The organism is Novosphingobium sp. BL-S-21, assembly GCF_055521655.1.
In genome coordinates, this window is the sequence record NZ_CM145496.1 from 76,318 (window position 1) to 101,132 (window position 24,815).

Annotated in this window: 26 protein-coding genes, 1 tRNA gene and 1 pseudogene; 18 read left to right on the top strand and 10 right to left on the bottom strand. The window is 64.9% G+C overall.

From position 1 onward, the window contains the following. Positions 1 to 120: 120 nt before the first annotated feature. Positions 121 to 1,173, top strand: coding sequence for a phosphotransferase (locus ACZ1J6_RS08770; protein ID WP_431568753.1), 1,053 nt, complete (start codon positions 121 to 123; stop codon positions 1,171 to 1,173). A gap of 12 nt (positions 1,174 to 1,185) precedes the next feature. On the opposite strand, the gene ACZ1J6_RS08775 is transcribed toward ACZ1J6_RS08770, so the two are convergent. After that, positions 1,186 to 1,866: a dienelactone hydrolase family protein gene (locus tag ACZ1J6_RS08775; RefSeq protein WP_465128053.1), complete on the bottom strand. Its 681-nt coding sequence runs from the start codon at positions 1,864 to 1,866 to the stop codon at positions 1,186 to 1,188. Between the two features lie 180 nt (positions 1,867 to 2,046). Here ACZ1J6_RS08775 and ACZ1J6_RS08780 point away from each other — a divergent pair, with 180 nt between their 5' ends. The 5 genes from ACZ1J6_RS08780 to ACZ1J6_RS08800 all read left to right on the top strand — a co-directional run bounded on the left by ACZ1J6_RS08780 (position 2,047) and on the right by ACZ1J6_RS08800 (position 6,772). Next, positions 2,047 to 2,796 carry a TonB family protein gene (locus ACZ1J6_RS08780; protein ID WP_431568755.1) on the top strand — a complete coding sequence of 250 codons (750 nt, stop codon included), beginning with the start codon at positions 2,047 to 2,049 and terminating at the stop codon, positions 2,794 to 2,796. Positions 2,797 to 3,064: 268 nt separating this feature from the next. Further along, positions 3,065 to 4,114, top strand: a complete 1,050-nt coding sequence (locus tag ACZ1J6_RS08785) for a mannose-1-phosphate guanylyltransferase (RefSeq protein WP_431568756.1) — start codon at positions 3,065 to 3,067, stop codon at positions 4,112 to 4,114. 10 nt (positions 4,115 to 4,124) lie between these two features. Next, on the top strand, positions 4,125 to 4,940 hold the full coding sequence (locus ACZ1J6_RS08790) for a class I mannose-6-phosphate isomerase (protein WP_431568757.1): 816 nt from the start codon (positions 4,125 to 4,127) through the stop codon (positions 4,938 to 4,940). A gap of 3 nt (positions 4,941 to 4,943) precedes the next feature. Next, positions 4,944 to 5,405, top strand: coding sequence for a DUF2721 domain-containing protein (locus ACZ1J6_RS08795; protein WP_243654022.1), 462 nt, complete (start codon positions 4,944 to 4,946; stop codon positions 5,403 to 5,405). An 80-nt stretch (positions 5,406 to 5,485) separates the two neighbouring features. Beyond that, complete coding sequence (locus ACZ1J6_RS08800) at positions 5,486 to 6,772, top strand: MFS transporter (protein WP_431568758.1); 1,287 nt, start codon at positions 5,486 to 5,488, stop codon at positions 6,770 to 6,772. 112 nt (positions 6,773 to 6,884) lie between these two features. Here the strand turns inward: ACZ1J6_RS08800 and ACZ1J6_RS08805 are convergent, their stop codons facing one another. Then, positions 6,885 to 8,645, bottom strand: a complete 1,761-nt coding sequence (locus ACZ1J6_RS08805) for a fatty acyl-AMP ligase (protein WP_431568759.1) — start codon at positions 8,643 to 8,645, stop codon at positions 6,885 to 6,887. A gap of 151 nt (positions 8,646 to 8,796) precedes the next feature. On the opposite strand from ACZ1J6_RS08805, the gene ACZ1J6_RS08810 reads away from it, so the two are divergent. The 4 genes and pseudogenes from ACZ1J6_RS08810 to ACZ1J6_RS08825 form a co-directional block, all read left to right on the top strand. Then, positions 8,797 to 9,342, top strand: coding sequence for a regulatory protein RecX (locus tag ACZ1J6_RS08810; protein ID WP_132261986.1), 546 nt, complete (start codon positions 8,797 to 8,799; stop codon positions 9,340 to 9,342). A 39-nt stretch (positions 9,343 to 9,381) separates the two neighbouring features. Further along, positions 9,382 to 9,861 (top strand): DUF192 domain-containing protein, encoded by a 480-nt coding sequence (locus tag ACZ1J6_RS08815; RefSeq protein WP_314464251.1) that lies wholly within the window; start codon positions 9,382 to 9,384, stop codon positions 9,859 to 9,861. A 52-nt stretch (positions 9,862 to 9,913) separates the two neighbouring features. After that, positions 9,914 to 10,321 (top strand): NADH:ubiquinone oxidoreductase subunit NDUFA12, encoded by a 408-nt coding sequence (locus ACZ1J6_RS08820; RefSeq protein ID WP_132261988.1) that lies wholly within the window; start codon positions 9,914 to 9,916, stop codon positions 10,319 to 10,321. Between the two features lie 260 nt (positions 10,322 to 10,581). Then, a pseudogene (locus ACZ1J6_RS08825) lies at positions 10,582 to 10,764 on the top strand (DUF2155 domain-containing protein); the annotation flags it as partial. Positions 10,765 to 10,799: 35 nt separating this feature from the next. On the opposite strand, the gene aat reads toward ACZ1J6_RS08825, so the two are convergent. After that, positions 10,800 to 11,636 carry a leucyl/phenylalanyl-tRNA--protein transferase gene (aat, locus tag ACZ1J6_RS08830; RefSeq protein WP_431568760.1) on the bottom strand — a complete coding sequence of 279 codons (837 nt, stop codon included), beginning with the start codon at positions 11,634 to 11,636 and terminating at the stop codon, positions 10,800 to 10,802. Between the two features lie 223 nt (positions 11,637 to 11,859). On the opposite strand from aat, the gene ACZ1J6_RS08835 reads away from it, so the two are divergent. The 4 genes from ACZ1J6_RS08835 (at position 11,860) to nusG (ending at position 14,664) form a co-directional block, all read left to right on the top strand. Next, positions 11,860 to 11,935, top strand: a tRNA-Trp gene (locus ACZ1J6_RS08835). Positions 11,936 to 12,188: 253 nt separating this feature from the next. Further along, positions 12,189 to 13,718 (top strand): hypothetical protein, encoded by a 1,530-nt coding sequence (locus ACZ1J6_RS08840; RefSeq protein WP_431568761.1) that lies wholly within the window; start codon positions 12,189 to 12,191, stop codon positions 13,716 to 13,718. 184 nt (positions 13,719 to 13,902) lie between these two features. Then, complete coding sequence (secE, locus tag ACZ1J6_RS08845; RefSeq protein ID WP_086493495.1) at positions 13,903 to 14,097, top strand: preprotein translocase subunit SecE; 195 nt, start codon at positions 13,903 to 13,905, stop codon at positions 14,095 to 14,097. A gap of 30 nt (positions 14,098 to 14,127) precedes the next feature. Then, a complete protein-coding gene (gene nusG / locus ACZ1J6_RS08850) occupies positions 14,128 to 14,664 on the top strand; it encodes a transcription termination/antitermination protein NusG (protein ID WP_132261990.1) in 537 nt (178 codons plus the stop codon). Between the two features lie 90 nt (positions 14,665 to 14,754). Here nusG and ACZ1J6_RS08855 read toward each other — a convergent pair whose 3' ends face one another. Continuing rightward, the gene (locus tag ACZ1J6_RS08855; RefSeq protein WP_431568762.1) at positions 14,755 to 15,468 is read right to left on the bottom strand and encodes a GNAT family N-acetyltransferase; all 714 of its coding nucleotides are present in this window, start codon (positions 15,466 to 15,468) and stop codon (positions 14,755 to 14,757) included. A gap of 250 nt (positions 15,469 to 15,718) precedes the next feature. Here ACZ1J6_RS08855 and rplK point away from each other — a divergent pair, with 250 nt between their 5' ends. The 3 genes from rplK (at position 15,719) to ACZ1J6_RS08870 (ending at position 17,881) form a co-directional block, all read left to right on the top strand. Further along, positions 15,719 to 16,150: a 50S ribosomal protein L11 gene (gene rplK, locus ACZ1J6_RS08860; protein ID WP_021232774.1), complete on the top strand. Its 432-nt coding sequence runs from the start codon at positions 15,719 to 15,721 to the stop codon at positions 16,148 to 16,150. 4 nt (positions 16,151 to 16,154) lie between these two features. Next, entirely contained in the window at positions 16,155 to 16,856 is a 702-nt protein-coding gene (rplA, locus tag ACZ1J6_RS08865) for a 50S ribosomal protein L1 (RefSeq protein ID WP_132261994.1), read from the top strand. Positions 16,857 to 17,032: 176 nt separating this feature from the next. After that, a complete protein-coding gene (locus ACZ1J6_RS08870) occupies positions 17,033 to 17,881 on the top strand; it encodes a TauD/TfdA dioxygenase family protein (protein WP_132261996.1) in 849 nt (282 codons plus the stop codon). A 46-nt stretch (positions 17,882 to 17,927) separates the two neighbouring features. On the opposite strand, the gene ACZ1J6_RS08875 is transcribed toward ACZ1J6_RS08870, so the two are convergent. From ACZ1J6_RS08875 to rimO, 3 genes are all read right to left on the bottom strand, one after another. After that, positions 17,928 to 18,485, bottom strand: a complete 558-nt coding sequence (locus tag ACZ1J6_RS08875) for a hypothetical protein (protein ID WP_431568763.1) — start codon at positions 18,483 to 18,485, stop codon at positions 17,928 to 17,930. A gap of 3 nt (positions 18,486 to 18,488) precedes the next feature. After that, on the bottom strand, positions 18,489 to 19,250 hold the full coding sequence (locus tag ACZ1J6_RS08880; RefSeq protein WP_132262000.1) for a competence/damage-inducible protein A: 762 nt from the start codon (positions 19,248 to 19,250) through the stop codon (positions 18,489 to 18,491). Positions 19,251 to 19,893: 643 nt separating this feature from the next. Beyond that, entirely contained in the window at positions 19,894 to 21,276 is a 1,383-nt protein-coding gene (gene rimO, locus ACZ1J6_RS08885) for a 30S ribosomal protein S12 methylthiotransferase RimO (RefSeq protein ID WP_132262002.1), read from the bottom strand. A gap of 158 nt (positions 21,277 to 21,434) precedes the next feature. Between rimO and ACZ1J6_RS08890 the strand changes: the two genes are divergently transcribed. Continuing rightward, a complete protein-coding gene (locus ACZ1J6_RS08890) occupies positions 21,435 to 21,827 on the top strand; it encodes a DUF1761 domain-containing protein (RefSeq protein WP_132262004.1) in 393 nt (130 codons plus the stop codon). On the opposite strand, the gene ACZ1J6_RS08895 is transcribed toward ACZ1J6_RS08890, so the two are convergent. The 3 genes from ACZ1J6_RS08895 to surE are packed head-to-tail and all read right to left on the bottom strand — an operon-like array spanning position 21,819 to position 24,813. Then, positions 21,819 to 22,886 carry a potassium channel family protein gene (locus tag ACZ1J6_RS08895; protein WP_134095021.1) on the bottom strand — a complete coding sequence of 356 codons (1,068 nt, stop codon included), beginning with the start codon at positions 22,884 to 22,886 and terminating at the stop codon, positions 21,819 to 21,821. The two genes, ACZ1J6_RS08890 and ACZ1J6_RS08895, sit on opposite strands and share 9 nt — an antisense overlap. Before the next feature lie 11 nt (positions 22,887 to 22,897). Continuing rightward, positions 22,898 to 24,052, bottom strand: a complete 1,155-nt coding sequence (locus ACZ1J6_RS08900) for a LysM peptidoglycan-binding domain-containing protein (RefSeq protein ID WP_431568766.1) — start codon at positions 24,050 to 24,052, stop codon at positions 22,898 to 22,900. Then, on the bottom strand, positions 24,049 to 24,813 hold the full coding sequence (surE, locus tag ACZ1J6_RS08905; RefSeq protein ID WP_132262009.1) for a 5'/3'-nucleotidase SurE: 765 nt from the start codon (positions 24,811 to 24,813) through the stop codon (positions 24,049 to 24,051). Before surE ends, ACZ1J6_RS08900 begins: the two co-directional genes overlap by 4 nt. Between the last annotated feature and the right edge of the window lie 2 nt (positions 24,814 to 24,815).

Below are 24,815 nucleotides of genomic sequence, written 5' to 3' on the forward strand. Positions count from 1 at the left end.
GCGCCCTGCCAGACTCGACTGGACCGGACTTCGCAGGCGCGATAAATTCTCTATTGCGAATTATGTACCGAAATAGAGAATTGGACAAGCCGGACTCGACCGGCATCGGGAGAACAGGACATGCTGGATGCTCTTACACGCGAAGCGCCCCGACTGGTCTCGGCCGAAGTACCGGCCACGCTGGCGGCCGCGCTCGCGCCCGCGTGGCTGACCCAGGTTCTGGGGCGGACCGTACGCAGTGCCGAGGCGGTGGAAGTGATCCGCACCGTTGCCACCAAAGTCCGCTTTGTCGTGACATTCGAGGATGGCGGGCAGGGCGCCTATTGCCTCAAAGGCCTGCTCGATGTGGACGAGATGACGGCGCGGGGCGGGCCGACTTGCGTGCTCGAGGCCGATTTCTACGGCAGGCTGGCCCAGTTCGTCGATTGCACCGTGCCTGATTGCATCGCCACCGTGATTGATCGCGAGCGGCAGCAGGCGGTGACCGTGATGCGCGATCTCATCGTCCAGGGGGCGGTGTTCTGCTCCGCGCTGGACAGCTTCTCGGCCGATGATGCGCTGTCCAGCCTGGGCCAGATCGCGCATCTCCACGCCCGCAGCGCGGTGTTGACGGAGTTCGCCTGGATCCGCCCACGTCTCTCGCAACTGGCCGAAATGCGCTATGTTACGCCCGAGACCCTGCAGGAACTCTTGGACGGGCCGCGCGGCGACGGCCTTCCGCGTTCGGTGCGCGATGCCCCGCGTCTGATTGCGGCGTTGAAGGCGCTGGCCGCGCGCGATGCGTCACGGCCGCAGTTCCTTGTTCATGGCGATGCTCATGCGGGAAACGTGTTTCGCTGGAACGGGGGCATGGGGCTGATCGACTGGCAATTGCTCCAGCGCGGCGGCTGGGCGCTGGACGTGGCCTACCACATCAATGCCGTACTGCCCCCCGCGTCGGCCGAGGCCGAGGAACGGCGATTGCTCCGCGAATATCTGGCGATGATGCGCGGACATGGCCTGACCATGCCTGACGAGGACGAGGCCTGGCTCCAGTACCGGGAAGCGGCGATCTATGGCTTCTATCTTTGGTCCATCACCCGAAGGGTCGATCCGCCAATCATCGTCGAGTTCGTCGATCGCCTCGGGAAGGCCGTGGCACGGCACGAAAGCCATGCCCTGTTGGGGCTGTAGAACCTTCCAGCGCTAACCAGGCTGGCCGCCGATGGTCTCCGACAGGAGCGCCCGCGTGCCTGCCCAGGCGATCCGGTGTGCCGTCCGGTCGTAGACGATGCCCGGTGCGAAGCCGTCGTGGTCGGGGTCCATGAAGGCGTGCCGCGCCTTTGCGAAGAGAGTGAATTGGTAGTCGGCCCCCGCGGCATCCATTTCCGCCTGGAGTGCGTCCGCGTCCGGCCTTGGCGCGTAGGGATCGTCGCCGCCCGTCCACACCGCGACGCGGGCACTGACGATCCCGGGTTGCGCCGGTGCATGGGTGGTCAGCAACCCGTGAAAACTCGACACTGCCCGCACGGCCGCCCCGCTGCGCGCGAGTTCGAGAACGCACTTGCCACCGAAGCAGTATCCGAGCGCGGCCATGCGGTGTGGATCGACACCGTCAAGCTCGCGCACATGTCCGAACCAGGCCAGGACCCGGCCGCGAAGCCGCGCCGGTTCCGCCATGAGCGCCGCGAATCCCTGGCCTGCCGTTTGCGAAGAGGTCATGTCCACCTCCTCGCCATAGACATTGGCGTGAACCACGAGATAGCCCGCATCGGCCAGTTCCTCCATGGCCGCATCGAAACTCGGGCTGGGCCCCGTGGCGCCCGGAAACATCAGGACAGTGCCGCCATTGGGCAGGCCCAAGCCCCTCGCCAGGCGCCCGTTCATCGCTGTGCCCTCGTGATGACATTGCGTTGCCTCGAAGCCCATGTCGTTTCCTCTCCCGTCGCCCAGCGTTGTCGGCAGGGCGAATTGTTGTTCGCAAAGGAGAATGCCCCGATCTTCGCCGGCTTGTCAAAACGCTCGCCGGGGTTGTCAGGGCGTTGAACGCCGTGGCATCCCACCGGCATGAGCGGAGCCGATCTTGAGCCGGGGCGGCGAACGCGGCTGGCGGCGATCCTGCTGGTGGCGGCGCTCCACATTGCGGTGATCCTCGTGCTGATCCGCGCTTTTACGCCGCAATTGGCCACGACGATCATGGGGTCGCTAACCCGGACGTTCGACGTCCCCCTCGATCCGCCACCGGCCCCCCCGAGTCCGGCGGCGACGCCGGAATCCCATGTCTCGCCCGTGCGGGAAGAGGGCGCGGCCGGGGCGCCCGCCAAGCGCGCAGAACCTCGTGCCGTGGCGGCTCCCAAGGCGGCCGTGACCCTCAAGCCAACCCAGGCGCCGCAGGTGGCCGGTCAAGGGACGCAGAACGCTTCGGGCGCCGGGCTGGAAGGCGCCGGCACGGGAGGTTCGGGCGCCGGGGCTGGCCCCGGTTCCGGGGCAAGCGGTGCTGGAACCGGGGGTGGCGGGGGAATTGCCACCAAACCGGTGAAGATCGCCGGAGACATCAATTCCGCCAGCGACTATCCCCGCAAGAGCAGGGACCTGCGCCTGGGGACGCAAGTTGTCGTCGCGCTTCGGGTCGGTACGGATGGCCGGGTGAAAGGGTGCCGGGTCGTCCAGGCCAGCCCGGATGCCGAAGCCGATCGCATAACCTGCCGGCTCGCGGCGGAGCGTTTCCGCTTCAAACCGGCGCAGGATGCCAGCGGCAATCCGGTCGAGGCGGATTATGGATGGCGGCAGCGATGGTTCCTCAAGACCGCGCCGTAAGCGAATATAACGGGGGATCTTTCCATGCGGCGCAGTGTTGGTCCAGTTGGTCTCGTTATGCGAAGACGAGCGCCGGGCTTCGCGCTAACGTTCGGCATGGGCCATGATCGATCGATCGCGGTTCAAAAAGGCGTGCTCGCGGCAAAGCCCGAATACGCCCGTGCAGGAGTGAATGATGAAGTCTGACTGGATCGATCCTGTTGCATTGGTCGAAGGTGCGGCTAATAGCGCGCCGGAAAATTCCCTCCCCTTTCACACTGCGAGCCTCATGCCCGAAATCGTACCCGTCATTCTCTGCGGCGGCAGTGGCACCCGGCTCTGGCCGCGCAGCCGCGCTGCCATGCCAAAGCCTTTCCTGCCGCTGGTGGGCGATTCCACGCTTTTCGAGGCGACCGTTGCCCGTTGTCCTGCGGCCGGTGGATTTTCGGCGCCGGTCGTGGTCACGGGGACCCGGCACCTCGAACATGTCGAGGCCCAGCTTCGCGGCGTCGAAGGCGCTTCGGTGATCGTTGAGCCGGCAGCGCGCAATACTGCGGCCGCCATCGCGCTGGCCGCCTGCCGCTTGCCGGATGATGCCGTGATGCTGGTTTGCCCCAGCGACCACCACATCGGGCGCCCCGAGGTCTTCGTAAAAGCGGCCTGCGCTGCCGCGCTGCTGGCCATCGAAGGCTGGTTGGTCTCCTTCGGCATCGAAGCCACGGCACCGGAAACGGGCTTCGGCTATCTCAAGCGCGGCGAGGCTATCGAAGGTCATGAGATGGCCTTCCGCACCGCCCAGTTCGTCGAGAAGCCGGACATCGAGCGCGCCAGGGCATTCCTTGCGGAAGGAAACTACGCCTGGAATGGAGGCATCTTCGCTTTCCGCGTGGGCGACTTCATGGCCGAGCTTGCCGCGCATCGTCCGCAGATCGCCGCGAAAGTGCGCGAAGCGGTCGAGAAGGGCGCGGAGGACGGCCACCGCTTCCACCCGGACGCCGCCACTTTCGCCGAAGTCGAAAGCGATTCGGTGGACTATGCGGTCATGGAAAATACCCGCCGTGCCGCATTGGTGCCGGCCGACATGGAATGGTCGGACATCGGCAACTGGCAGGCTCTGCACGATGCGCTCGCGCGGGACGAACACGGCAATTCCGTACGCGGCAGCGGCGCGGTCGAGATGGTCGATTGCCGCAACGTGCTGGTCGACAGTGACGGGCCGCGGGTGTCTGTGATCGGGCTGGAAAACGTGATCGTCGTCATCGACGGCAACGATGTGCTGGTCACGACCGTTGACGGTGTGCAAAAGGTCGGAAAGCTCTCCGGAGCCGTGAACCAGTAAGGAACTATCGATGACTGCTGCACTGCCGATCCGCCAGGTTGAAAAGCCCTGGGGCAAGGATGTGCTGCCGGCGCCGTTCAAGGCGCCCGAGGGGGAGCGGATCGGAGAGATCTGGTTCGAGCCCCCGGCCGGACTGCCGGACTTGCTGGTGAAGTACATCTTCACCAGCGAGAAACTCTCCGTGCAGGTCCATCCCACCGATGCGCAGACTGAGGCAAAGGGTCTGGGACGGCAGGGCAAGGAAGAGTGCTGGCTGATCGTCGATGCAGAGGCCGGCGCAACGCTGGGGATCGGCTTCGATGCCCCCATCGGCGCGGACAAGCTGCGCGAGGCCTCTCTCGACGGCTCGATCGAGGAACTCATGACCTGGCACGAAGTGGCGCCGGGAGACTTCTTCTACATCCCGGCCAATACCGTTCATGCCATCGGCGTGGGCGTCAGCCTGATCGAAGTGCAGCAGAACAGCGACATTACGTACCGGCTCTATGACTATGGCCGGCCGCGTGAACTTCATCTGGATGACGGCATGGCCGTCGCCAAGGGCGAGGTCTATGATCTGGCGCGCTGGCACAAGCGCGTTCCGGCCGAAGGGAGTGCCGTGCTGGTGGACGGCCCGCTGTTCCTGCTCGACCAGGTCCACGGACGGCCGACCGCCGAGATCGCCGCGCGCTATCCTGAAGCCCTGCTGGTCATTCCGCGCGAGGGCACGTTCACGGTCGCCGGCGATTCCATCGCTCCGGGTGGCTGCGCGCTGGCAAAGTCGCTGGATCTTGTGGAATTTCCGGAAGACGGCGTTTGCCTTCTGGCGAGGGCCTGTGCAGGCTGAGGCGTGTTCACGACAGACAACGCCATGATCGTCCAGACCATTCAATTGGCCCTCACGCCGGTTTTCGTGCTGGTGGCCATAGGCAATATCCTGAACATCCTGTCCACCCGGCTCGGCCGGGTGGTAGACCGTGCGCGCTATCTTCAGGAGCGCCATAACCAGACGGATGGCGCGGAACACGACATGGTCGTGCTGGAGATCAGACTGGTAGACAAGCGCATCTCGATCATCACCAATGCCATCCGCTTCATGGTGCTGTCGGGTCTGTGCATCGGCACGACCGTCGCCGTGCTGTTCCTTCAGGGGCTGGCGGGACTGGACATGCACGGTGCAGCGGCGATCATCTTCCTAGCCTCGATCGTGCTCCTGCTGGTGGCCCTGCTGCTGTTCCTGCGCGAAACCCAGGTCGCCAAGGAAGCGCTGAGCATTCCGCGCGATTATCTGGAACTGCACCGCAAGATCTGACTCGGTACGCCGAGGGTTATCGTCCTGGCGATTGGCGTTTTTTCCGATCCCTCTAGTCTGGAGGGCGAGGGAGAGACGCCGTGGAAGAGCCGAAAGAGCCGACGCAGGCCCAGGAATGGAAGACGGGCTGGACCCTTGTCCTGGCCGCCTCTATCGGGTTTTCCTTCCTCTCCGTGCTGCTTGCGGGGACCGGCCTGTTCATGGAGCCGCTCTCGCGCGAGTTCGGATGGAGCCGGTCGTTGCTTTCGGCGGGGCCGGGAATTGCCACTTTCACCAGTGCCGTGCTTTCGCCGTTCTACGGGGTTCTGATCGATCGGGTCGGCTCGCGGCGGTTGGCGCTGCCGGGTATCGTGGCCGTCATGGGTTCGACTTGCGCCTTTGCATTGGCCAATGGGTCGCAGGCGCAATGGATTGCCCTGTGGCTGGTCTTCGGGCTCCTCATCACCACGATCAAGTCGACGATCTGGACCGCTGCCGTTGCCGGAGTGTTCACGCGCGGCCGGGGGCTTGCGCTTGGTTGCACGGTTTCTGGCACGGCCCTGGCGCAGGCGATCGTTCCGCCCCTGGGCAACTTCCTGATCGAGGAAGTGGGCTGGCGAGGGGCCTTTGTCTGGTTCGGACTGGGCTGGGGCGGCGTTTCGCTGCTGCTTTGCTTCCTGTTTCTCTATGACGCACACGACCGCGCGACACGCAGCGGCAAGGCGCCCGGCCCTCGGTCGAGCGCGCATCTGCCCGGGCTTACGCGGCAGGAAGCGTTGCGCAGCCGGCCGCTCTGGCAAGTGGCGATCTCGACGTTCGTGATCATGCTGCTGACGATCGGCCTCAGCATTCATCTTTTCCCGATCCTCACCGAATCGGGCATCAGCCGAGGCAGCGCGGCCTGGCTTACTTCATTGACCGGCGTGGCAGGCATCGTCGGCAAGCTCGCGACCGGGGCGCTGCTCGACCGCTACCGGCCCAACTGGATCGGGGGGCTGACGATGGGGGTCACCGCGGTGACTTTCTTCCTGCTGACGGTAGCGATGAATTCCACCGTGGCGATCGTCTTCGCCTTGCTGGTCAACGGCTACGCGGCAGGCACCAAGATGCAGATCTGCGCCTATCTGACCGTCGGTTATGCTGGAATGCGCCATTTCGGCGCGATCTATGGGCTGATGTCGGCGCTCGTGGCGCTGGCTTCGGGACTGGGGCCGCTCGTGGCAGGGGCGATCTACGACGGCTTCGGGGGCTATGAGCCCTTCCTTTGGGCGGGAACCGTGGGATGCCTGCTGGGTGGGTCGTTGCTCGTCACGCTTCCGGCTTATCCGAATTGGGCGGAGGCAGACCGAGAGGATATCGGCTCAGGCGACCGAGTGACGACGCGCTGACGGAAAGGCGCGGATCCCGGGGCAGGCGCTGAGCAGATGACGGACTGAAACGAGAAGGGCCGGAAAAGCGCATGCGCTTCCCGGCCCTTCGATCGATTGCTGAACCCCGGCTTCAGGCGGCGAGCTTGAAGGGCTCGATTTCACCCGAAAGGTAGAGCTTCTTGGCCTTGGCGCGGCTGAGCTTGCCCGAACTGGTGCGGGGCAGGCTCTTGGGCGGAACGAGTTCCACCACGCAGTTCATGCCGGTGATCGAGCGCACCTTGTCGCGGATCAAGTCGCGCAGTTCAACGCGCTTCACCGGATCGGAAACGCGGCAATGGACCAGCACGGCGGGCGCTTCTTCGCCATTGTCCATTTCCACCGAGAAAGCGGCGATGTCGCCATGGTTGAAGCCCGGCAGCTGCTCCACGGCCCATTCTATGTCCTGGGGCCAGTGGTTCTTGCCGTTGATGATGATCATGTCCTTCGCCCGGCCGACGATGAACAGATAGCCATCGGCCATGTAGCCCATGTCGCCGGTGTCCAGCCATCCGTCGACGAGGCAGGCCTCGGTCGCTTCGGGGTCGCGGAAGTAGGAATGCATCACGCTGGTGCCGCGGCACCAGACCTTGCCGATCTGGTGGTCCGAGAGGCTTTCGCCGTTTTCGCCGCGGATCACGACTTCCATGTCGAGCACGGGCTTGCCGCAGTTGACGATGGCGCGGTAGCGGGCCGGGCGGCTGAGGTCGCGCGGGCTGCCCGAAAGGCGTTCTTCCTCGACCAGTTCCACGCGGATGCCTTCGCCCGGCGGCATGATGGTCACGGCCAGGGTCGCTTCGGCCAGGCCGTAGCTGGGCAGGAAGGCCGATGCCTTGAAGCCCGCATCGGCAAAGGCGTTCACGAAGCTCTGCATCACGTCGGGTCGGATCATGTCCGCGCCGTTGCCGGCGAGGCGCCAGCGCGACAGGTCGAAGCGATCGGAGACCGGGCTCTGGCTGGAGATGCGGCGGGCGCAGATGTCGTAGCCGAAGGTGGGCGAATACGAGATCGACGTGCCTTCGTTGCGGGTGATCATGTCCAGCCATGCCAGCGGGCGGCGGGCGAAATCTTCCGTCTTGAGGTAGTCGCCCGAGACCTGGTTGGCGATCAGCGAGAGGAAGCAGCCGACCAGGCCCATGTCATGGTACCAGGGCAGCCACGAAATGCAGCGGTCGCCCTCGGCCAGTTCCATGCCGTGGCTATGCGCGGCCAGGTTCGACATGAGCGAACGGTGCGTGACCGCCACGCCGTGGGGGAAGCGGGTCGAGCCGCTGGAGTACTGCAGATAGCAGATGTCGTCCGGGCTGGCCTTGGGAAGCGCCACGACCGGCGCGTCCTTTGCCGCGAAGTCGGCCCAGGTGGCATGGTCGCAGCCCTGGCGCTCGGCGGCCTTGGCGGTCATTTCGGCGATTTCGTCCGGACCGACCAGGAGCATCGGGTCCGAGCTGGAAAGCTGGACCGAGAGCTGCTCGATATAGTTGTCCTTGCCGCCGAAGCTGGTGGGCAGCGGCAGGGGAACGGGCCAGGCGCCCGCATAGACCACGCCGCAGAAAAGCGATGCGAAATCGGCACCGGTTTCCGCGATCAGGGCCACGCGATCGTTCGGCTTCACGCCGCGCGCGATCAGCGCATGGGCCACCTTGATCGAATCCGTGCGCAGTTCGCTGAACGGATAGACCTGTTTCAGCGTGCCGCGCGGATCGTGGAAATTGAAGCCGCGCTGACCCTGCGCCGCATAGTCCAGCGCATCGCCGAAGGTGTCGAAATCGGCAAAGCGGCGGGCAAGCGCATCCTGGTTCGGGGTGGCGACAAGTGCTTCGCTCGCTCGCGGCACCACGTTGATGGTGTCGTTCATTTCGTTCTAACCCGTTGTTGTTATACCGTTTATTCTCACCGGAACCCCGCGCTATTATCCGGTCTTACCTGAACCGGACATAGCAATTCCGCACGACGTGGTTCCGTGCGCTCTCCCCAATCCGAGCCGACTGTGGCACGAATAGGGCAAGATGTCCGAGAACCGTCGCAATCCGCAACCCCTGACCGAGGCCCGCCTGGAAGAATTGGCGCTGGCCTATGTCGCGCGTTTCGCCACGACGCAAGGGAAGCTGCGCGATTATCTGCAGCGCAAGCTCCGCGAACGGGGCTGGGATGGGGAAGGGCGGCCCGATCTGGAGGCGATGATCGGCCGCTTCGTAGAGAAGGGCTATGTCGACGACGCGGTCTGGGCGCGGATGAAGGCCGGCAGCCTGTTGCGACGCGGTTATGGCGCGCGCCGGGTGGGCGAGGCGCTGGGCCATGCCGGGCTGGACGAGGACTTGCGCGCGGAAGTGCGGCCCGATGCCGCGGCGGAGCGGCGTGCGGCGCTGGTGCTTGCGCGGCGTCGGCGCTTCGGTCCATTCGCCGCAGAGGTGCCGGACCGGCCGCTGCGCGAAAAGCATTTGGCGGCGATGCTGCGGGCAGGGCACCGGCTCGACATTGCCCGGCGTATCGTCGATGCCTCCGATGCCGAGGATGCGGAGCAATGGGCCGAATCCGACACGGGAGACTATTGAGTGCGTCCGATCCGCCAACTGCCTGCCTTGTTCGCCTGCATGCTGGTTTCCGGCGTGGTCCTGTCAGCGACGGGGTGCTCCCGGAGCGCGGGCGAGGCTGCCGGCGCCGTTCAGGCCAAGACGGCGATCCATCCGGTTTCAGGCCTGCCGGTGATTCCCCTGGTCGTTCGCGCCTCGGGCAAGGCGCATGGTTTCGAAGTCGAAGTGGCCCGCAGCGAGGCCGAGCAGGCCAAGGGGCTGATGTTCCGCACCGAAATGGGCGCGGACGAGGGCATGATCTTCCCCCGCAAGGCACCGGCTCCGGCTGCCTTCTGGATGCGTAACACGGTGATTCCGCTCGACCTGCTCTTTATCGGGCCGGATCACCGCATCCTCAACATAGCCGCGAATGCCAGGCCTTACGACGAAACGCCGCTGCCTTCCGCGGGTCCGGTGATCGCCGTGCTCGAGCTGAACGGGGGGCGTGCGGCGCAGCTGGGGATCGCGCCGGGCGACGAGGTCTCGTGGAAAGCGCCTTAAGTTGACGGCAAGGCCCTTGGCATCGGCTGCGAACAGCGCTAACGCGCGGCTCATGGGAATCCTGTCCAAGATCTTCACCTGGTGGGACGGCGCCACCATTGGCACCTCGCTCTGGAGCTCGCGCAATGGCGAGCACGTCGGCACCGACGCGCAGGGCAACAAGTACTTCCGTTCGAAGTCCGACAAAGTGCGGACTACCGAAGGGTACGAGCGCCGCTGGGTGATCTATGCGGGCGCCAACGACGCCAGCAACGTGCCGTCCGAATGGCACGGCTGGCTGCATCACTCCTATGACGGCGTGCCGGAAAGCCACCTGGCTCCCGCGCGCATCTGGGAAGTGGACTACACCCCCAACGCCACCGGCACCGCAACCGCCTATCGCCCGCAGGGCGCGCTGGAGCGGGGCGGCAAGCGTGCCCCCGCCACCGGCGATTACGAGGCCTGGTCTCCGGAAGCCTGAGGGGCGCTGCGGTGATGCGGGCTCCTTTCGGCCGGACCGTTGCTTTTGCGCCGGCGCTCGTCCTGTCGCTCCTTGCAGGATGCGGCAAGGGGGAGCCGGCGCCTGAAGTGCAGGACACCAGCGTTCCCGATGCGATCGCCGGGATGCAGGCGGGGCCGGCGCAGGCTGCCAAGGGGCAGCAGATCGGTACGCCGAACAAGGACCGCGTCGTCACGCTCGGCGTGCTCAACAAGCGCAACAACCTCACGCAGGACCTGGTGATGAAGCCGGGCGAGGCACGCCGGATCGGCAACCTCGTCGTCAAGGTCGCCACTTGCGAGAAGTCGCTTCCCTGGGAGCAGCCGCAGGAAGAGGGCGCCTTCGTCCAGGCCTTCGTTGAAGAGCGCCGCAGCGCGGCCGAGAAGCTGGGATGGCACAAGGTCTTCTCGGGCTGGCTGTTCAAGAATTCGCCCGCGCTCAACGTCGTCGAGCACCCGGTCTACGACGTCTGGGTCAAGAGCTGCGCGATGAACTTCCCCGGCGAGGAAGCGCTGCCGTCTTCGGCGCCTTCCGCCAGGAGCGCCGCAAAGGCCACGGGCAGCGCCAGCGCCCCGGCCTCTTCGTCTGCAGCGGCCCCTTCGCCCGGTGCGACATCGTCCGCCGCGCCGGCGCCCGCGGCCATTCCCGAAGCCGCGCCTGAGGACTGAGCTTCCTGGAGAAGCGTCAGGTAGCGCTTCTGCGGCATTTCCACGGCACCCAACGAGGCCAGGTGCGGCGTCATGAACTGGCAGTCGAGCAGGCTGACACGGCCCCGGCGCAGCGAAGCGACCAGATAGGCCAGCGCGACTTTCGACGAATCGGTCGCGCGCGAGAACATGCTTTCTCCGCAGAACACCCGGTCGAATCCCACGCCGTAGAGTCCCCCGACCAACTGGCGGCGATCGTCCGCATCGTGCTGCCATACCTCCACCGAGTGGGCGTGCCCCAGGAAGTGCAGGTTTTCGTAGCTGGCCTGGATGCGGTGGCTGATCCAGCTGCCGCTTTCGTCCTCACCGTCCTCGCCGGCCTTTTCAGCGACCTGGCGCGGTGCGGCGCAGGCTTCCATGACTTCGGAGAAGGCCGCATTGCAGGTTACGGAAAACCGCTCCCGGCGCAGCGTCCTCGCCAGCGAGTGGGACAAGTGGAATCCACCGAGCGGCAGGATCGCGCGGAGACGCGGCTCTATCCAGAAGATCTCCGGGTCGTCCCGGCTGTCCGCCATGGGAAAGATCCCGCTGCGGTAGGCGAGCATGAGGAGTTCCGGCTCGATCATCGAGGGTGAGCGGGGCGCGTGCATGGTCCTGCCGTGAATTCCTGATCTGAAAGGCCGATCCCAAATCCGGGGCCAACCGGAAAAACGCGTGTTCGGAGCGCTTTGCCCCCATCCCGAGATCCCGGGAATCCTCGTGTAACCTGGGGTCCCAGCCCCGTAAAATGCAAGGGCGGGAAATAACTTGTCATCATGCCCTGTAACCCTCTTGTAATCCTCTTCTTCTCCTTCTAGAGGCTCCTTCGCCCGCAGGAGTGTAGCTCAGTTGGTAGAGCATCGGTCTCCAAAACCGAGGGCCCACGGTTCGAGTCCGTGCACTCCTGCCAGCTTTTTTCGAAAAGCGTTGAGGCACTTGCCAAGCGCCCGCTCCGGATATTTTCGGAGGCGGGCGTTTCGCGTATTATGCTGCAATTGCGATAAACGGAAAAGCACGATAGCGTGCTGCCCCATACGCGGTCTTGTCATTCGCGTCGCTGCGACTAGACAGCCGCGTTTGGCGAATCGAGCCCATGCACGATTTCGATCGGCGGCTCCGGCCAAGTACGTTCGGGGGCTTTCTCGAGAAAGAAACAGGCGCTGATGCACGGAACCGCGCGACCGCAGGCGGAACAGATCGGACTGAACAACGGCAGGTGGCGTGCCCTTTGGCAGCGCCTTGCCGAGTTGCTGGGCCAGGACAGGGCGCTTGTCCTGGGCGTTGTCCTGTCGGCTGTTGCGGCCCTGCCGGCGCTGGTCGCCTGGGCGCCGCAGATGACGGATTATCCCTCGCACCTGGCCGGTTACAAGGTTGCGCTGGATCACGGCGCAGACCCTTATCTGACGCGCTATTTCGTGTTCAACTGGGAATGGACCGGCAATCTCGGCGTCGAACTGCTGATGGTGCCGATGGCGCCGATCTTCGGGCTGGAACAGGCCGGGCGAATCATCGTGGCGATGATTCCCTTCCTTTCGGGCCTGTCGATCGTGGCGGCCTGCCGTTCGCTGGGCCGCAAACTCGGGGTCGGACCGATCCTGGCTTTCGCGATGATCTGGTCGCCCTCGCTGTTGATGGGCTTTCTCAACTATTCGCTGTCGCTGGCGCTGGGGCTGTTCACGTTCGCCCTCTGGGTGAAGCTGGAGGACCGCCCCTGGCGCTGGGCCGTCATGGTGCCGATCGGTTTCGTGGTCTGGCTTTGCCACGTTTCGGGCTGGGCAGTGATGGGCGTGCTCCTGTTCGGCTACGAATGGAGCCGCCGGAGCAGCTGGCTGGACTGGCGCCCGTTCCTCAAGCCCTGGCCGCTGATCTTCCCCCTGCTGCCGATGCTGATCGGCATGGGCGCGAATTCGAAGGTGTCCTACGGGCGCTACGTGCTCGATTACAAGTGGGGCATCCTCTACAAGTCGATGCGCAGCTTCGATTTCTACTTTGATATCATCAGCCTGGATCTCGTGCTGGTGGCGCTGGGCTATGCGCTGCTGCGCAAGCGCATCGATGGACGCTTCGGCTGGGCGGCGCTGATTCTGCTGATGCTGACGCTCGTGGTGCCGCGCCAGATCTTCGGCGGCGACTATGCCGACTACCGTTTGAGCACCACGGCGCTGCTGGTGGCCTGCCTTGCGATCGATCTGCCGATCCGGCGCTGGATGGTCGTGGCTGCGGCCTCGCTGTTCGTTTCCCGCACGGCCGTGACGACCGTGGTCTGGTACGAGGACGCGCAGACCGCCCGGCAGCTGATCGCCGCGCTCGACCAGGTGCCCGAAGGCGCCCGCGTGGCCACGGCCGTGGCGATTCCGCGTATCCAGTGGCGGTTCGGCCCGTTCGAGCACTTCGGCTCCTATGCCGTGGTGCGTCGCAGCGCGATGGAGAATTCCAACTTCGCCCTGCCGAACGTGCACATGCTCTCCATGCGCGACTTGTCCTACCGCTTTGCCGATCCGAGCCAGCGCATCCTCTATTCGCCGCGCCAGCACATCGACTTGCGCAAGTTCGGCCCTGCGCGCCATGCCGAGTATCTCTGGTATATCGGGCGGATCAAGCCGGTGGCGCTGCCCGACGGGGCGCGCATTCTCTACTCCAGCCCGAACTCGTTCCTGGCCCGTCTGGCCGATCCCGCGGACCCTTCGTCCTAGGTTTACGGAGCGGTTCGCCAGACCTTGCAAATCGAGCGGGCCGGGGCTAAGTCGGCGTTTCCTTCCGACATGAGGATCGCATCTGCCCCTCCCGGCCACGGCCGGGGCGGCGATGGCCCCTAGCCGGAAGCCGAGACTTATTTTTCTGCTCAGGCAGCAGGCAAGAGACGCGAGAACGACAGTCATGGCCAAGACCAGTCCCGGCGAATTCATCCGCCAGGTGCGTACGGAAACCTCCAAGATCTACTGGCCTTCGCGCCAGGAGACGGTGACGACGGCAATCTTCGTCGGCATCATGACGGTCTTTCTCGCGGTGTTCTTCCTGGGGATCGACGCACTGTTCGGCTGGGTCGTTAGCTCGATCCTGTCGCTGCTGTGATCGCCTGAACTAGCTTACGAAGAGAGATCCATGGCCCGCTGGTACATCATCCACGCTTATTCCGGCTTCGAGAACAAGGTAAAGGAATCCATCCTCTCGGAAGCCGAGCGGATGGGACTTTCGCAGCTCGTCGAGGACGTTCAGGTTCCGCACGAGACCATCACTGAGGTCAAGCGCGGCAAGAAGGTTCAGACCGAACGCAAGACCATGCCGGGCTATGTGCTCGCCAAGCTCGCGCTGAACGACGACGTCTACCACCTCGTCAAGAACACCCCGAAGGTCACCGGCTTCCTGGGTTCCAGCGGCAAGCCGCAGGCAATCAGCGAGACCGAGGCTGCCCGTTACTTCGGCGCCGCCGAAGCCGCCGCTGCCGCGCCGCGCAAGACCGTCAGCATCGATTACGAGATCGGCGATTCGGTGAAGGTCCTCGATGGCCCCTTCGCCAGCTTCAACGGTATCGTCGAGGAACTCGATTTCGACAAGAACAAGGTCAAGGTATCGGTGTCGATCTTCGGCCGCGCCACCCCGGTCGAGCTAGACTTCGAACACGTCGAACTCAGCAAGTAATCGTCGGCAAGAAAACGAAAAAGGCCGGGCATCTCGCCCGGCCTTTTTCGTTTCTCCGTCTGGTTTCGATCTGGCCTACGCGCCGCCGTTTCAGCTTGGCGGCGCATAAACCGTGAAGCGAACCCGTGCGCGCTCGGCGAAGCCCAGCCTGCCGTAGAGCGCCAGGGCCGTCTCGTTATCGGCATAGCTGTGGAGGAGGGGCCGCTGTCCCGAAGCCCGAATCGCGCCCGCCACGCGGCGTGAGAGCAGGGCGGCGTAACCCTTGCCGCGACCGTCGGGATGGGTGCAGACCCCGCTGACTTCCACATGCTTTGCCGTGCGTACGCGCTGACCGGCCATGGCCAGCAGGCGGCCGTTCTCGCGAATGCCCCAGAAGCGACCGAGGTCGCCCGTGCGCTCGGCAAAGGGGCCGGGTTCGGTCAGCAGCGCGAGTTCCAGCATGTCCGGGTAGTCGCTCTGGCCGAGCGGAACGGTGCGCGGATCGTTCTCGGCGCGGGCGATCTCCTCCACGGCGGCGGCGTTGCTTTCGTCGAACAGCAACTGCACGCCCTCTGCGCTGCGAAGGATCTCGGTGCCCGGAACCGCGAGGTCCTCGGCCACGCCGACAAGGCCGAGTGCGGCGAGGCCGGTGGTGCGGACCAGTTCGCCAAAGGCTTCGAGGCTTTCCGGAGAAAGATCGCGAAATGCGGCAAGCGGGCCGATTGAGGGATGGAAGCGCTTTGCCCGGTCGTTGCCGATGGAGAAACGGGCCTGTTCACCGGACAGTGCCGCCCAGATGAGAATGTCGAGTTCGTTGTCTGCCATGATGTCACAGCCTATGGGAGCAAGATCGGCCATCAGCAAGGTCAGGCGTCAGGAGGATCAGGCGCCAGCAAGATCGGGCGGCGAATTGCCGAAACCGGCGCTTTCCTTTTCGAACGATATGGTTTAGGGGCGCGCCCTTCGGTTCGGCCTCGTGCCGCCCGATTCCCTGCGGGAGGATGCTCCGGCACCCGTAAAACCGCTAAACATGAGCATCTGCCCGGCAGGTGCGAAAGTGTGAAGGAGTGGCCACATGGCCAAGAAGATCGAAGGTTACATCAAGCTGCAGGTCAAGGCCGGCAGCGCCACGCCGTCCCCGCCGATCGGCCCTGCGCTGGGTCAGCGCGGCGTGAACATCATGGAATTCTGCAAGGCGTTCAATGCCGCCACGCAGGAGCTCGAAAAGGGCATGCCGATCCCCACCATCATCACGGTGTATGCGGATCGCAGCTTCACGTTCGTCACCAAGACCCCCCCGGCGACCTTCCTCATCAAGAAGGCCGTGAACCTGAAGTCGGGCTCCAAGGAGCCGGGCAAGATCAGCGCCGGTACCGTCAAGCGCTCGCAGCTTGCCGAAATCGCCCAGGTCAAGATGGCCGACCTCAATGCCAACGACATTGATGCCGCCACCAAGATCATCGAAGGTTCGGCCCGCGCGATGGGCCTCGAAGTGGTGGAGGGCTGATTCCATGGCCAAGGTGACCAAGAAGCAGAAGTCGCTGACCGAAAAGCTCGGCGACAACCTCAAGCACTACCCCGTCGCTGACGCGCTGCAGACCCTGCGCGACCTGAAGACGACCAAGTTCGACGAAACCGTCGAAGTCGCGATGAACCTGGGCGTTGACCCGCGTCACGCCGACCAGATGGTTCGCGGCATGGTTTCGCTTCCGGCCGGTACCGGCAAGACCGTTCGCGTCGCCGTGTTCGCCAAGGGCGACAAGGCTGCGGAAGCTCTCGCCGCCGGCGCCGACAAGGTTGGTGCGGAAGACCTCATGGACGACATGCAGGCCGGCAACCTCGACTACGACCGCGTCATTGCCACCCCGGACATGATGGGCGTCGTCGGCCGTCTCGGTAAGCTGCTGGGTCCGAAGGGCCTGATGCCGAACCCGAAGCTCGGCACGGTTACCCCGAACGTCACGCAGGCCGTGAAGGACGCCAAGGGCGGCCAGATCGAGTTCCGCGTCGAAAAGCAGGGTATCATCCACGCCGGCATCGGCAAGATGTCGTTCTCGGACGCCGACCTGCTGACCAACTTCAGCGCGTTCGTCGATGCGATCGTCAAGGCCAAGCCCTCGGGCTCCAAGGGCAAGTACGTTCGCAAGATCTCGCTTTCGTCGTCGATGGGCCCCGGCCTGAAGATCGACACGACCGAGATCGCCGGCGCCTGATAGGCACCTGATCCTTCGGGATCATGCGAAACGGATAGAAGGGCCGGAGGGAAACCTCCGGCCCTTTTTCGTTGTGGCGATCCCCCGGCCTCGCGCCCCCGCTTGCGCGGAGAGGCGGGCCGGTGTATTTCGTGCTGAACAACTGTTCAAAATGATAAGCTGGAGAGTGTGCCGCCATGGCCATCCGATTCGAGGACATCAAGGAACACATCGGTTCGCGTGTCGTGTGGGACGACCGGGAAGACATCTTCACGCCCGAAGCGGCCGCCGCGATCCGTGCGAAGGTGGAAGAACGCACGGTCGTCGTCTTTCCCGAGATCAACCTGACCGATGCCGAGCAGCTTGCCATCACCGATGCGATGGGCGGGACCGTCAAGCTGACGGCGCGAAACAACGTCCAGCAGAACGACGACAACGTCTACCAGGTCACACTGGACGAGAAGATCAATCCGCAGCCCGAATATGTGCTGGGGACGTTCTTCTGGCACATGGACGGGATCACGGTGGATATGCCTCCGCCATTCGCCACGCTGCTGTCGTGCCGGATTGCTCCGGCCATCGGCGGAGAGACGGAGTTCGCCAGCACTTACGCCGCCTACGAAGGGCTGCCGGAGGAAGAGAAGCAGGCGTTGGAAGGGCTGCGGGCCGTCCACTCAGTGCGCGCCAGCCTCTCCCCGATCGCCGACGCCATTCCCGAGAAGCACCGCGAGCGCGTTCTGGGCATCGGCCTGATCAAGGAACATCCGCTGGTCTGGACTCACGAGTCCGGCCGCAAGTCGATGGTGATCGGTACTACGGCCGACCATATCGTGGGCATGGAAGTGCCGGCGGGCCGCGCCATGCTGATCCGCCTGCAGGAATGGGCGGCGCAGCCGGCGTTCTCACTGCGCCACAAGTGGACCAAGGGCGACTTCGTCATCTGGGACAATACCGGCGCGATGCACCGGGCGATCCCTTATGACAAGTCGACCGGGCGCATGATGCACCGAACCTCGATCGCCGGGACGGAGGCGGTCGCGGCCTGATCCGGAAAGATGTCGGGCGTCGCGCTGGACATGGTTCGGGGCGACGTCAGGGTTGGAGATTGGCCGCGGTGTAACACTCCACCAGATAGGCCAGAGGCCGTTCGTCCGGCAGCACCAGCATGGCCCGATGGGTGGAGATCGTGCCTGCCGGGCAATTCGCGGCGGCGCCGGCAATCGTCGAGAGCGGCAGGCGCCGGAAATGCAGGTCGGCCACGGCCTTGCCGAAAGGCACGTCGCTGGAGCGCAGCACCTCGTTCATGTCCGCAGTCAGGCGCTCTGGCACGTACCAGTTCCATGCCACCGACAGGACCCGGGAACCGCAGCTCAGCCTGACGTTACGCAGGGCGGCCGTCTCGCCGGGCTGCAGCGCCAGCTTCTTTTCGATGTCGGGGGGCGGGGGGATGTCGCTGCCGGTCACGAGCTGCGCCGTTACCCGCGCAGAGGCGGAAAAGCCGCGCAGGGTGCACCATTCCTCCAGCGCCAGCGTCGCGCTGTCATGGCGGCCCAGGACGGCTTCGAAGGCTTCGAGCGTCGTTGGGGCCTGGACGGCGACTGGCGCGGAGGACGCCATCAGGGCAAGCGCGAAGGCCGTCTCGAATGCCATGGCTCAAATGCCACCGGGCACCGCGGGGCGTCCCATCGCTTCCAGGCCCTGCACCAGAGCGCGGGTGCAGGCGGCAAGGTCCTGGGCGTTGACGGAGCGGATCACGAAGTTGGCGCCGGTGCGGCCCTCGGCCCAGAACGGATAGGAGCCGATCTGGCAGCCATCGTGGGTTCGTTCGGTTTCGCGCAGGAGTTCGGCGACTTCGCTCTCCCCCACCCAGCAGCCGACCGTCTCTGAAAGCAGCGGAGCCCCGCCTTCGAGCTGGCCGGAAAGAGCGTCGAGCATGCCGGCGGTGATGCTGGGGACGCCGGCCATGATAAAGACGTTTCCGGCGCGGATGCCGGGCGCGCCGGTGTAGCGATTCGGAATGAGGCTGGCGCCGTCCGGCGTGCGCGCCATGCGCAGGCGGGCATCCGTCAGCCCCCCGCGCGTGGCATAGTAGCTTTCCAGGATCGCACGGGCTTCCGGATGGACGATCACCGGCACGCCCAGCGCTTCGGCGATGGCGTCGACGGTGATGTCGTCATGGGTCGGTCCGATGCCGCCGGTGGTGAAGAGATAATCGTTGCGCGCGCGCAGCGTGTTCACGGCCTCGACGATGGCGGCCGTGTCGTCGGCGACCACGCGCACTTCCTTGAGGCGGATCCCCTGTACCTGCAGCCAGGCGGCGACTTGCGCGATGTTCTTGTCGTGCGTGCGACCGGAAAGGATCTCGTCACCGATGACGACGAGGGCGGCGGTATAGATTCGCAACGATTCGGCCATGCAGCATGGCTAGGACAAAGCGGCTCCGACTGCCAGCACATGGGGGCGCCGGACGGCGTTTCGCCTGGAATAGGCGCAAAAAAAAGGGCCGATCCGATGGACCAGCCCTACGAAAGTTTTTGGGAGAGGATGCCTGAAAGGCCCGATCCTTATGATCCGCGAAAGGTTTTGCTGCAAATGCGAAAAAATTGGGCGTGATTGCATAACCTGCATGTAATCGTTCGGGCGTTGAATTTCGGGCAGTCTTGAGGGGCAATGCGCTTGTTAGAAATGCATGCGCCTGCCGGTTCGCGCGCTACGGATGCCGCGACGTGTCGCAACTCAGCCTATCGAGCGATGTTGGAGCGTCTCCGGACGCTGTGGCTGCGCCTGCAATGAAGCGGCACGGCCAGTGCCTTAAAGCCAGAAACGGATGAAGGTGGGGTGCGCAGATCCTGCGAGACCTGACCGGGAGCAAATGGAGCAAACGTCAATTCGCGCGGATGCAGCGCAAAAAAAAAGGCCGGTCCGAAGACCAGCCCTTGGAAAGTTTTTGGGAGAGGATGCCTGAAAGGCCTGTTCCATATGCTCCCGACACTGATTCGCTGCAAATGCGAAAAGATTGAGCAACGTTGCAAGCCGTGCAACTGCTGCCCGATCTGGCTCAGACTTCGGTGATGGCGCCGTAGAGGTCGTGCTCGTCGGCGTCCTCGATAAGAACATCAACGATATCACCGACTTCCAGGTTCTTTCCGGCATTGCGGAGGAAGACATTGCCGTCGATTTCAGGGGCGTCGGCCTGCGAGCGGCCGGTTGCACCGATGTCGCCGTCCTCGTCCACTTCGCCGACTTCATCGATGATGACCGGGAGGATACGTCCAACTTTGCCCTGAAGCTTGGCGGCGCTGATCGCGGCGGTCTTCTCCATGATGCGGGCGTAACGTTCTTCCTTGACCTCTTCGGGCACGGCGTTCGGCAGGTCGTTGGCGCTCGCGCCTTCGACGGGTTCGAAACGGAACGCACCCACGCGGTCGAGCTGGGCCTCGTCCAGCCAGTCCAGCAGGTACTGGAAGTCCGCCTCGGTCTCACCGGGGAAGCCAACCACGAAGCTGGAGCGAATCGCGATATCCGGGCAGATCTCCCGCCACTTGCGCAGACGGTCGAGCACCTTGGCCTCGTTGGCAGGTCGCTTCATCGACTTGAGCACCGAAGGCGCAGCGTGCTGGAAGGGAATGTCGAGGTAAGGCGTCAACAGTCCTTCCGCCATGAGCGGAATCACCGCGTCGACATGGGGATAGGGATAGACGTAGTGCAGGCGGACCCAGGGCTTGCGGCCCTGCGAATCGCTGAGCTGACCGAGTTCGCGGGCAAGGTCCGTCATGTGCGTGCGGACCTCGTGGTCCTTCCACATGCGCGTCTCGTGCCGCACGTCGACGCCATAGGCCGAAGTGTCCTGGCTGATGACCAGCAGTTCGCGCGTTCCGGCCTGGACCAGCTTTTCCGCCTCGCGCAGCACCGCGTCGATACGGCGGCTCGCCAGCTTCCCGCGCAGCGAGGGAATGATGCAGAACGAGCAAGCGTGGTTGCAGCCTTCCGAGATCTTCAGATAGCTGTAGTGCCGCGGCGTGAGCTTGACGCCGGCTTCGTCATAGATCTGGGGAATCAGATCGACGTAAGGCGAAAGTTCGGGCGGCGCGGCTTCGTGCACGGCCTCGACCACGGCTTCGTACTGATGTGCGCCGGTGACGGCCAGCACGTCCGGGAAGCGGGCGCGGATCACGTCGGCCTCATTGCCCATGCAGCCGGTGACGATCACGCGGCCGTTTTCGGCAATGGCCTCGCCGATCGCGGAGAGGCTCTCTTCCTTCGCGGAATCGAGGAATCCGCAAGTGTTGACGAGCACGACGTCGGCCCCGGCATAGTCCGGGCTCATCGTATAGCCGTCGGCGCGCAGGCGGGTGAGGATGCGTTCGGAGTCGACAAGCGCCTTGGGGCAGCCGAGGCTGACCATGCCGACCTTGGGCGGAGAGGGGATTTCAATAGCCATAGGGATGGCGCGCCCGATACGCCTATTGCGCCCGAGAGTCACGAAAAACGAATCGTACCGGCCGAGTGGCAGGCGAATCCCTTCCTTCGACGCGCACTTGTCTTGCGCCTTCGGCACGGGCCTGCAAGAGAGAAGCTATTGGAAAACAGGGGATGTCGATGGGTCCGGTTAACTGGTTGGCGGTCTTCCTGGCTGCGGCGCTCGCGGTGGCGGTGGGTCTTGTCTGGCACGGTCCGCTGTTCCGAACCGGGCGGCAGCTGATTCCCGGTCGCGCGCAGCGCGGGGCCAATTATGCCGTGGTCGTCTTCGTCATGCTGGTGTCTTCGGCCATGCTCGGCCACAATTTCGCGCGGATCGGGGCGGAAACGCTGGCCGCCAAGCCCTGGCTCTATTTCATGCAGACGGGCGGCGTCTCGGTGGCCTTCGTGATGCCCGCTGTATGGCTGACCCATCTTCGCCAGCGCACCGAGCCGATGCGCCGCGTGGTGGACTGCCTGTTCTGGCTGGTGGCCTATCTGGCGATGGGCCTGGTGTTCTGGGTGCTAGGCTGAACCCGCTTCGTCGGTAGCCTTGGTGGGGGCTATTTCCACCACGATGTCGCCGGGCTGCAGGATCCTGGCGTCGTCCTCCCAGAAGCCGATGGTGTGCTCTCCCCGGTAGATGCGAAGCCCCTTGCCGCCCGTGGCGAGCTGGTCGAGCGGTCGGCCGATCTCCTCGGGCGCCACCGGCCGTTCCACTAGCTGCACCCGGCCCGCCACGGAGGCGAGGTCGGAGAAATAGTCCGCGACGTGCTGGCCCTCGGCCGAGCCTGCCAGGAGCAGGCCGGTGAAGCGCACCGGGTTGATGACGTTGTTGGCGCCGGCCTGCCGCGCGAGGAGTTCGTTGTCGTCGGCCCGAATGACCACCGTGATGGGCACTGTGGGCGCGAGGTGGCGGGTGGTGAGCACGATCAGCACCGAAGTATCGTCGCGCCCGGCAGAGACCAGCACCGTCCGCGCCGTCGTCACGCGGACCGCGTTCTGGATATCGTCACGCGTGGCGTCGCCCTGGAGCACGTTGCAGCCCAGTTTCTCGGCGTGAGCCAGACGGGCCTCCACCGGGTCGACCACGACGATGCAGGCCGGTTCCATCCCGCGCTCGACCAGTTCCTTGACCGCTTCCGAGCCACTGACGCCGAAGCCGAGCACGACGATGTGGTCCTCCAGCCTTTCCTGGATTCGCTTCATGCGCCAACTCTCCCAGCTGCGTTTGATGATGAAATTGTAGGCCGTGCCGACGAAGATGGTGATGACGGCGAGCCGGATCGGGGTGACCAGGATCGCCTCGATCAGCCGCGCCCGGTCGCTGACGGGGGCGATGTCGCCAAAGCCCGTGGTCGTGATCGAGATCATCGTGAAATAGACGACGTCGAGGAAGCTGACCTGCCCGTCGTGGACATCGTGGAGCCCGGCCCGGTCGCTCCAGTGGACCATGATGACCACGAAGATCAGGAAGAACGCACCACCCAGGCGCAAGGCCACGTCGGCCCAGACCGGGACCGCCAGCGACCGACGCAATGGTTTGAACGAAGGCGGCCTGAATACGGCGCGAGCAGAGTGTCGCTTCGACATGCCCGCCAAGCTTAGGGGGCCTTGGGCAACTCGTCCAGCGGATCGACGGGCTTGCCGTTCTGCCGCACCTCGAAATGAAGCTCGTTGCCCTTGGCAAGGCCCGTGCTGCCGACCAGCCCGACGCGCTCTCCGGCCGCCACCCTGGCGCCTTCCTTGACGGTCACCCGGCTGAGGAAGGCGTAGGCGGTGAACCAGCCGTCGCCGTGGTCGAGCACGACGAGATTGCCGAACTGCTCCTTTTCCATGCCCGCGAAACGCACGGTGCCGGCCGCGGCGGCCCGGACCATCGTGGCATCCGGGGCCTTGATGTCGATGCCGTCGTGATGGTTGGCGCCGGTTGCGAAGCCGCGGCGGATCGGGCCGCTGACAGGCCAGGCGAATCGCGCACCACGGGTGGTTGGCGTGCTCTGCGGAGCGGGGATCGCCAGCAGCGGTGCGGCGGTGGGTGCAGACGTGGGCGCAGCGACAGGCACGGAAGCGCCGCTTGCGGACGGCGGATCGAGCAAAGTGGGGATCAGCAGCGTCTGGCCCGGCTTGACCGGCGCGACCGGATCGAAACCGTTGGCAAGGGCGATCTGCTCCCAGGGCACCGCGTACTTGTACGAGATCGAAAAGCCGGTGTCGCCTGCCTTGACCGTATGCCGGCGCGTGCGGGGGATCTGCAGTTTCTGGCCGGAGCGCACCGCATAGGGCGGCTGCAGACCATTGGCTTCCGCGATCAGGACGCGGGGAACTTTCGCTGCGGCAGCGATGCCGCCCAGCGTCTCGCCGGGCTGGACGACGTGGACGGATTCCTGCTCCGGCGGACCCGCGGCGGCGATGGCGGCTTTCGCCGTCGAACTGGCTGCGGCTGCTGCCTTGGCCGTCGCGCTGGCGCCGGAGGCGCGCGCAGGCGCCGCGGCATTGTCCGGTTTCGGTGCCGCCGTCTTCACCGGCGCAGGCCGGGGGCGCGGAATGGCAAGCTTCTGGCCTAGCCGGACGACGTAGGGCGCTTTCAGGCCGTTCGCTTTCGCCAGAGCCTCGGAAGAGACGCCGGCGCGGTTGGCGATGCCGTTCAGCGTCTCGCCCGGTTCGACGACGTGCACGGTCTCGTCACGCGGTGCCGCGACGGCAGGCGCGATCGGCAGCGCCAGCGCCGCAAGCAGGAACAGGGACTTGGGAATCATGCTTCGAAGCGGCTCGCGATCTGCGCTATCGCGGCGTCATGCGTGAGGTCGATCTGGAGCGGGGTCACCGAGATATAGCCTTCGGAGATCGCTTCGAGATCGGTGTTGTGGCCGGGCGTGTGCTCGATGCCGTGAAGGCCGAACCAGAAGTACGGGAAACCACGCGGATCCATGCCTTCGACGACCGAGCCGCGCGCATAGTCGTGGAAGCCCTGGCGGACCACGCGAATGCCCTTCACGTCAGCTCCGGCCAGGGGCGGGAAGTTGACGTTGATGAGGGTGCGCGGCGCGAAAGGCATGTCCAGCAGGGGGCGCAGCACTTTGGCGCCCCATTCCTCGGCCGCCGAAAAGCTGACATTGTTGCCGAGGCCTTCGCCCGCATAGACCTGGCTGAGCGCGATCGAGGGGATGCCTGCCATGGCCCCTTCCATCGCCGCGGAGACGGTGCCCGAATACGTCACGTCGTCACCGAGGTTGGCGCCGCGGTTGACGCCGGAAAGGATCAGGTCCGGCGGGCCGGGCAGGGCTTTCTTGAGACCCAGGGTCACCGAATCGGTCGGCGTCCCCGTGACCGAGAAGCGCTTGGGTGCATGCTCGCGCATGCGCACCGGGCGGCCCAGCGTCAGCGAATGGCCCGCGCCCGACTGTTCCTCGCTCGGCGCGCAGATCCAGATATCGTCCGAAAGCTGTGCGGCGATCTTCTCCAGGACATAGAGGCCGGGGGCGTTGATGCCGTCGTCATTGGTGAGCAGGATACGCATGA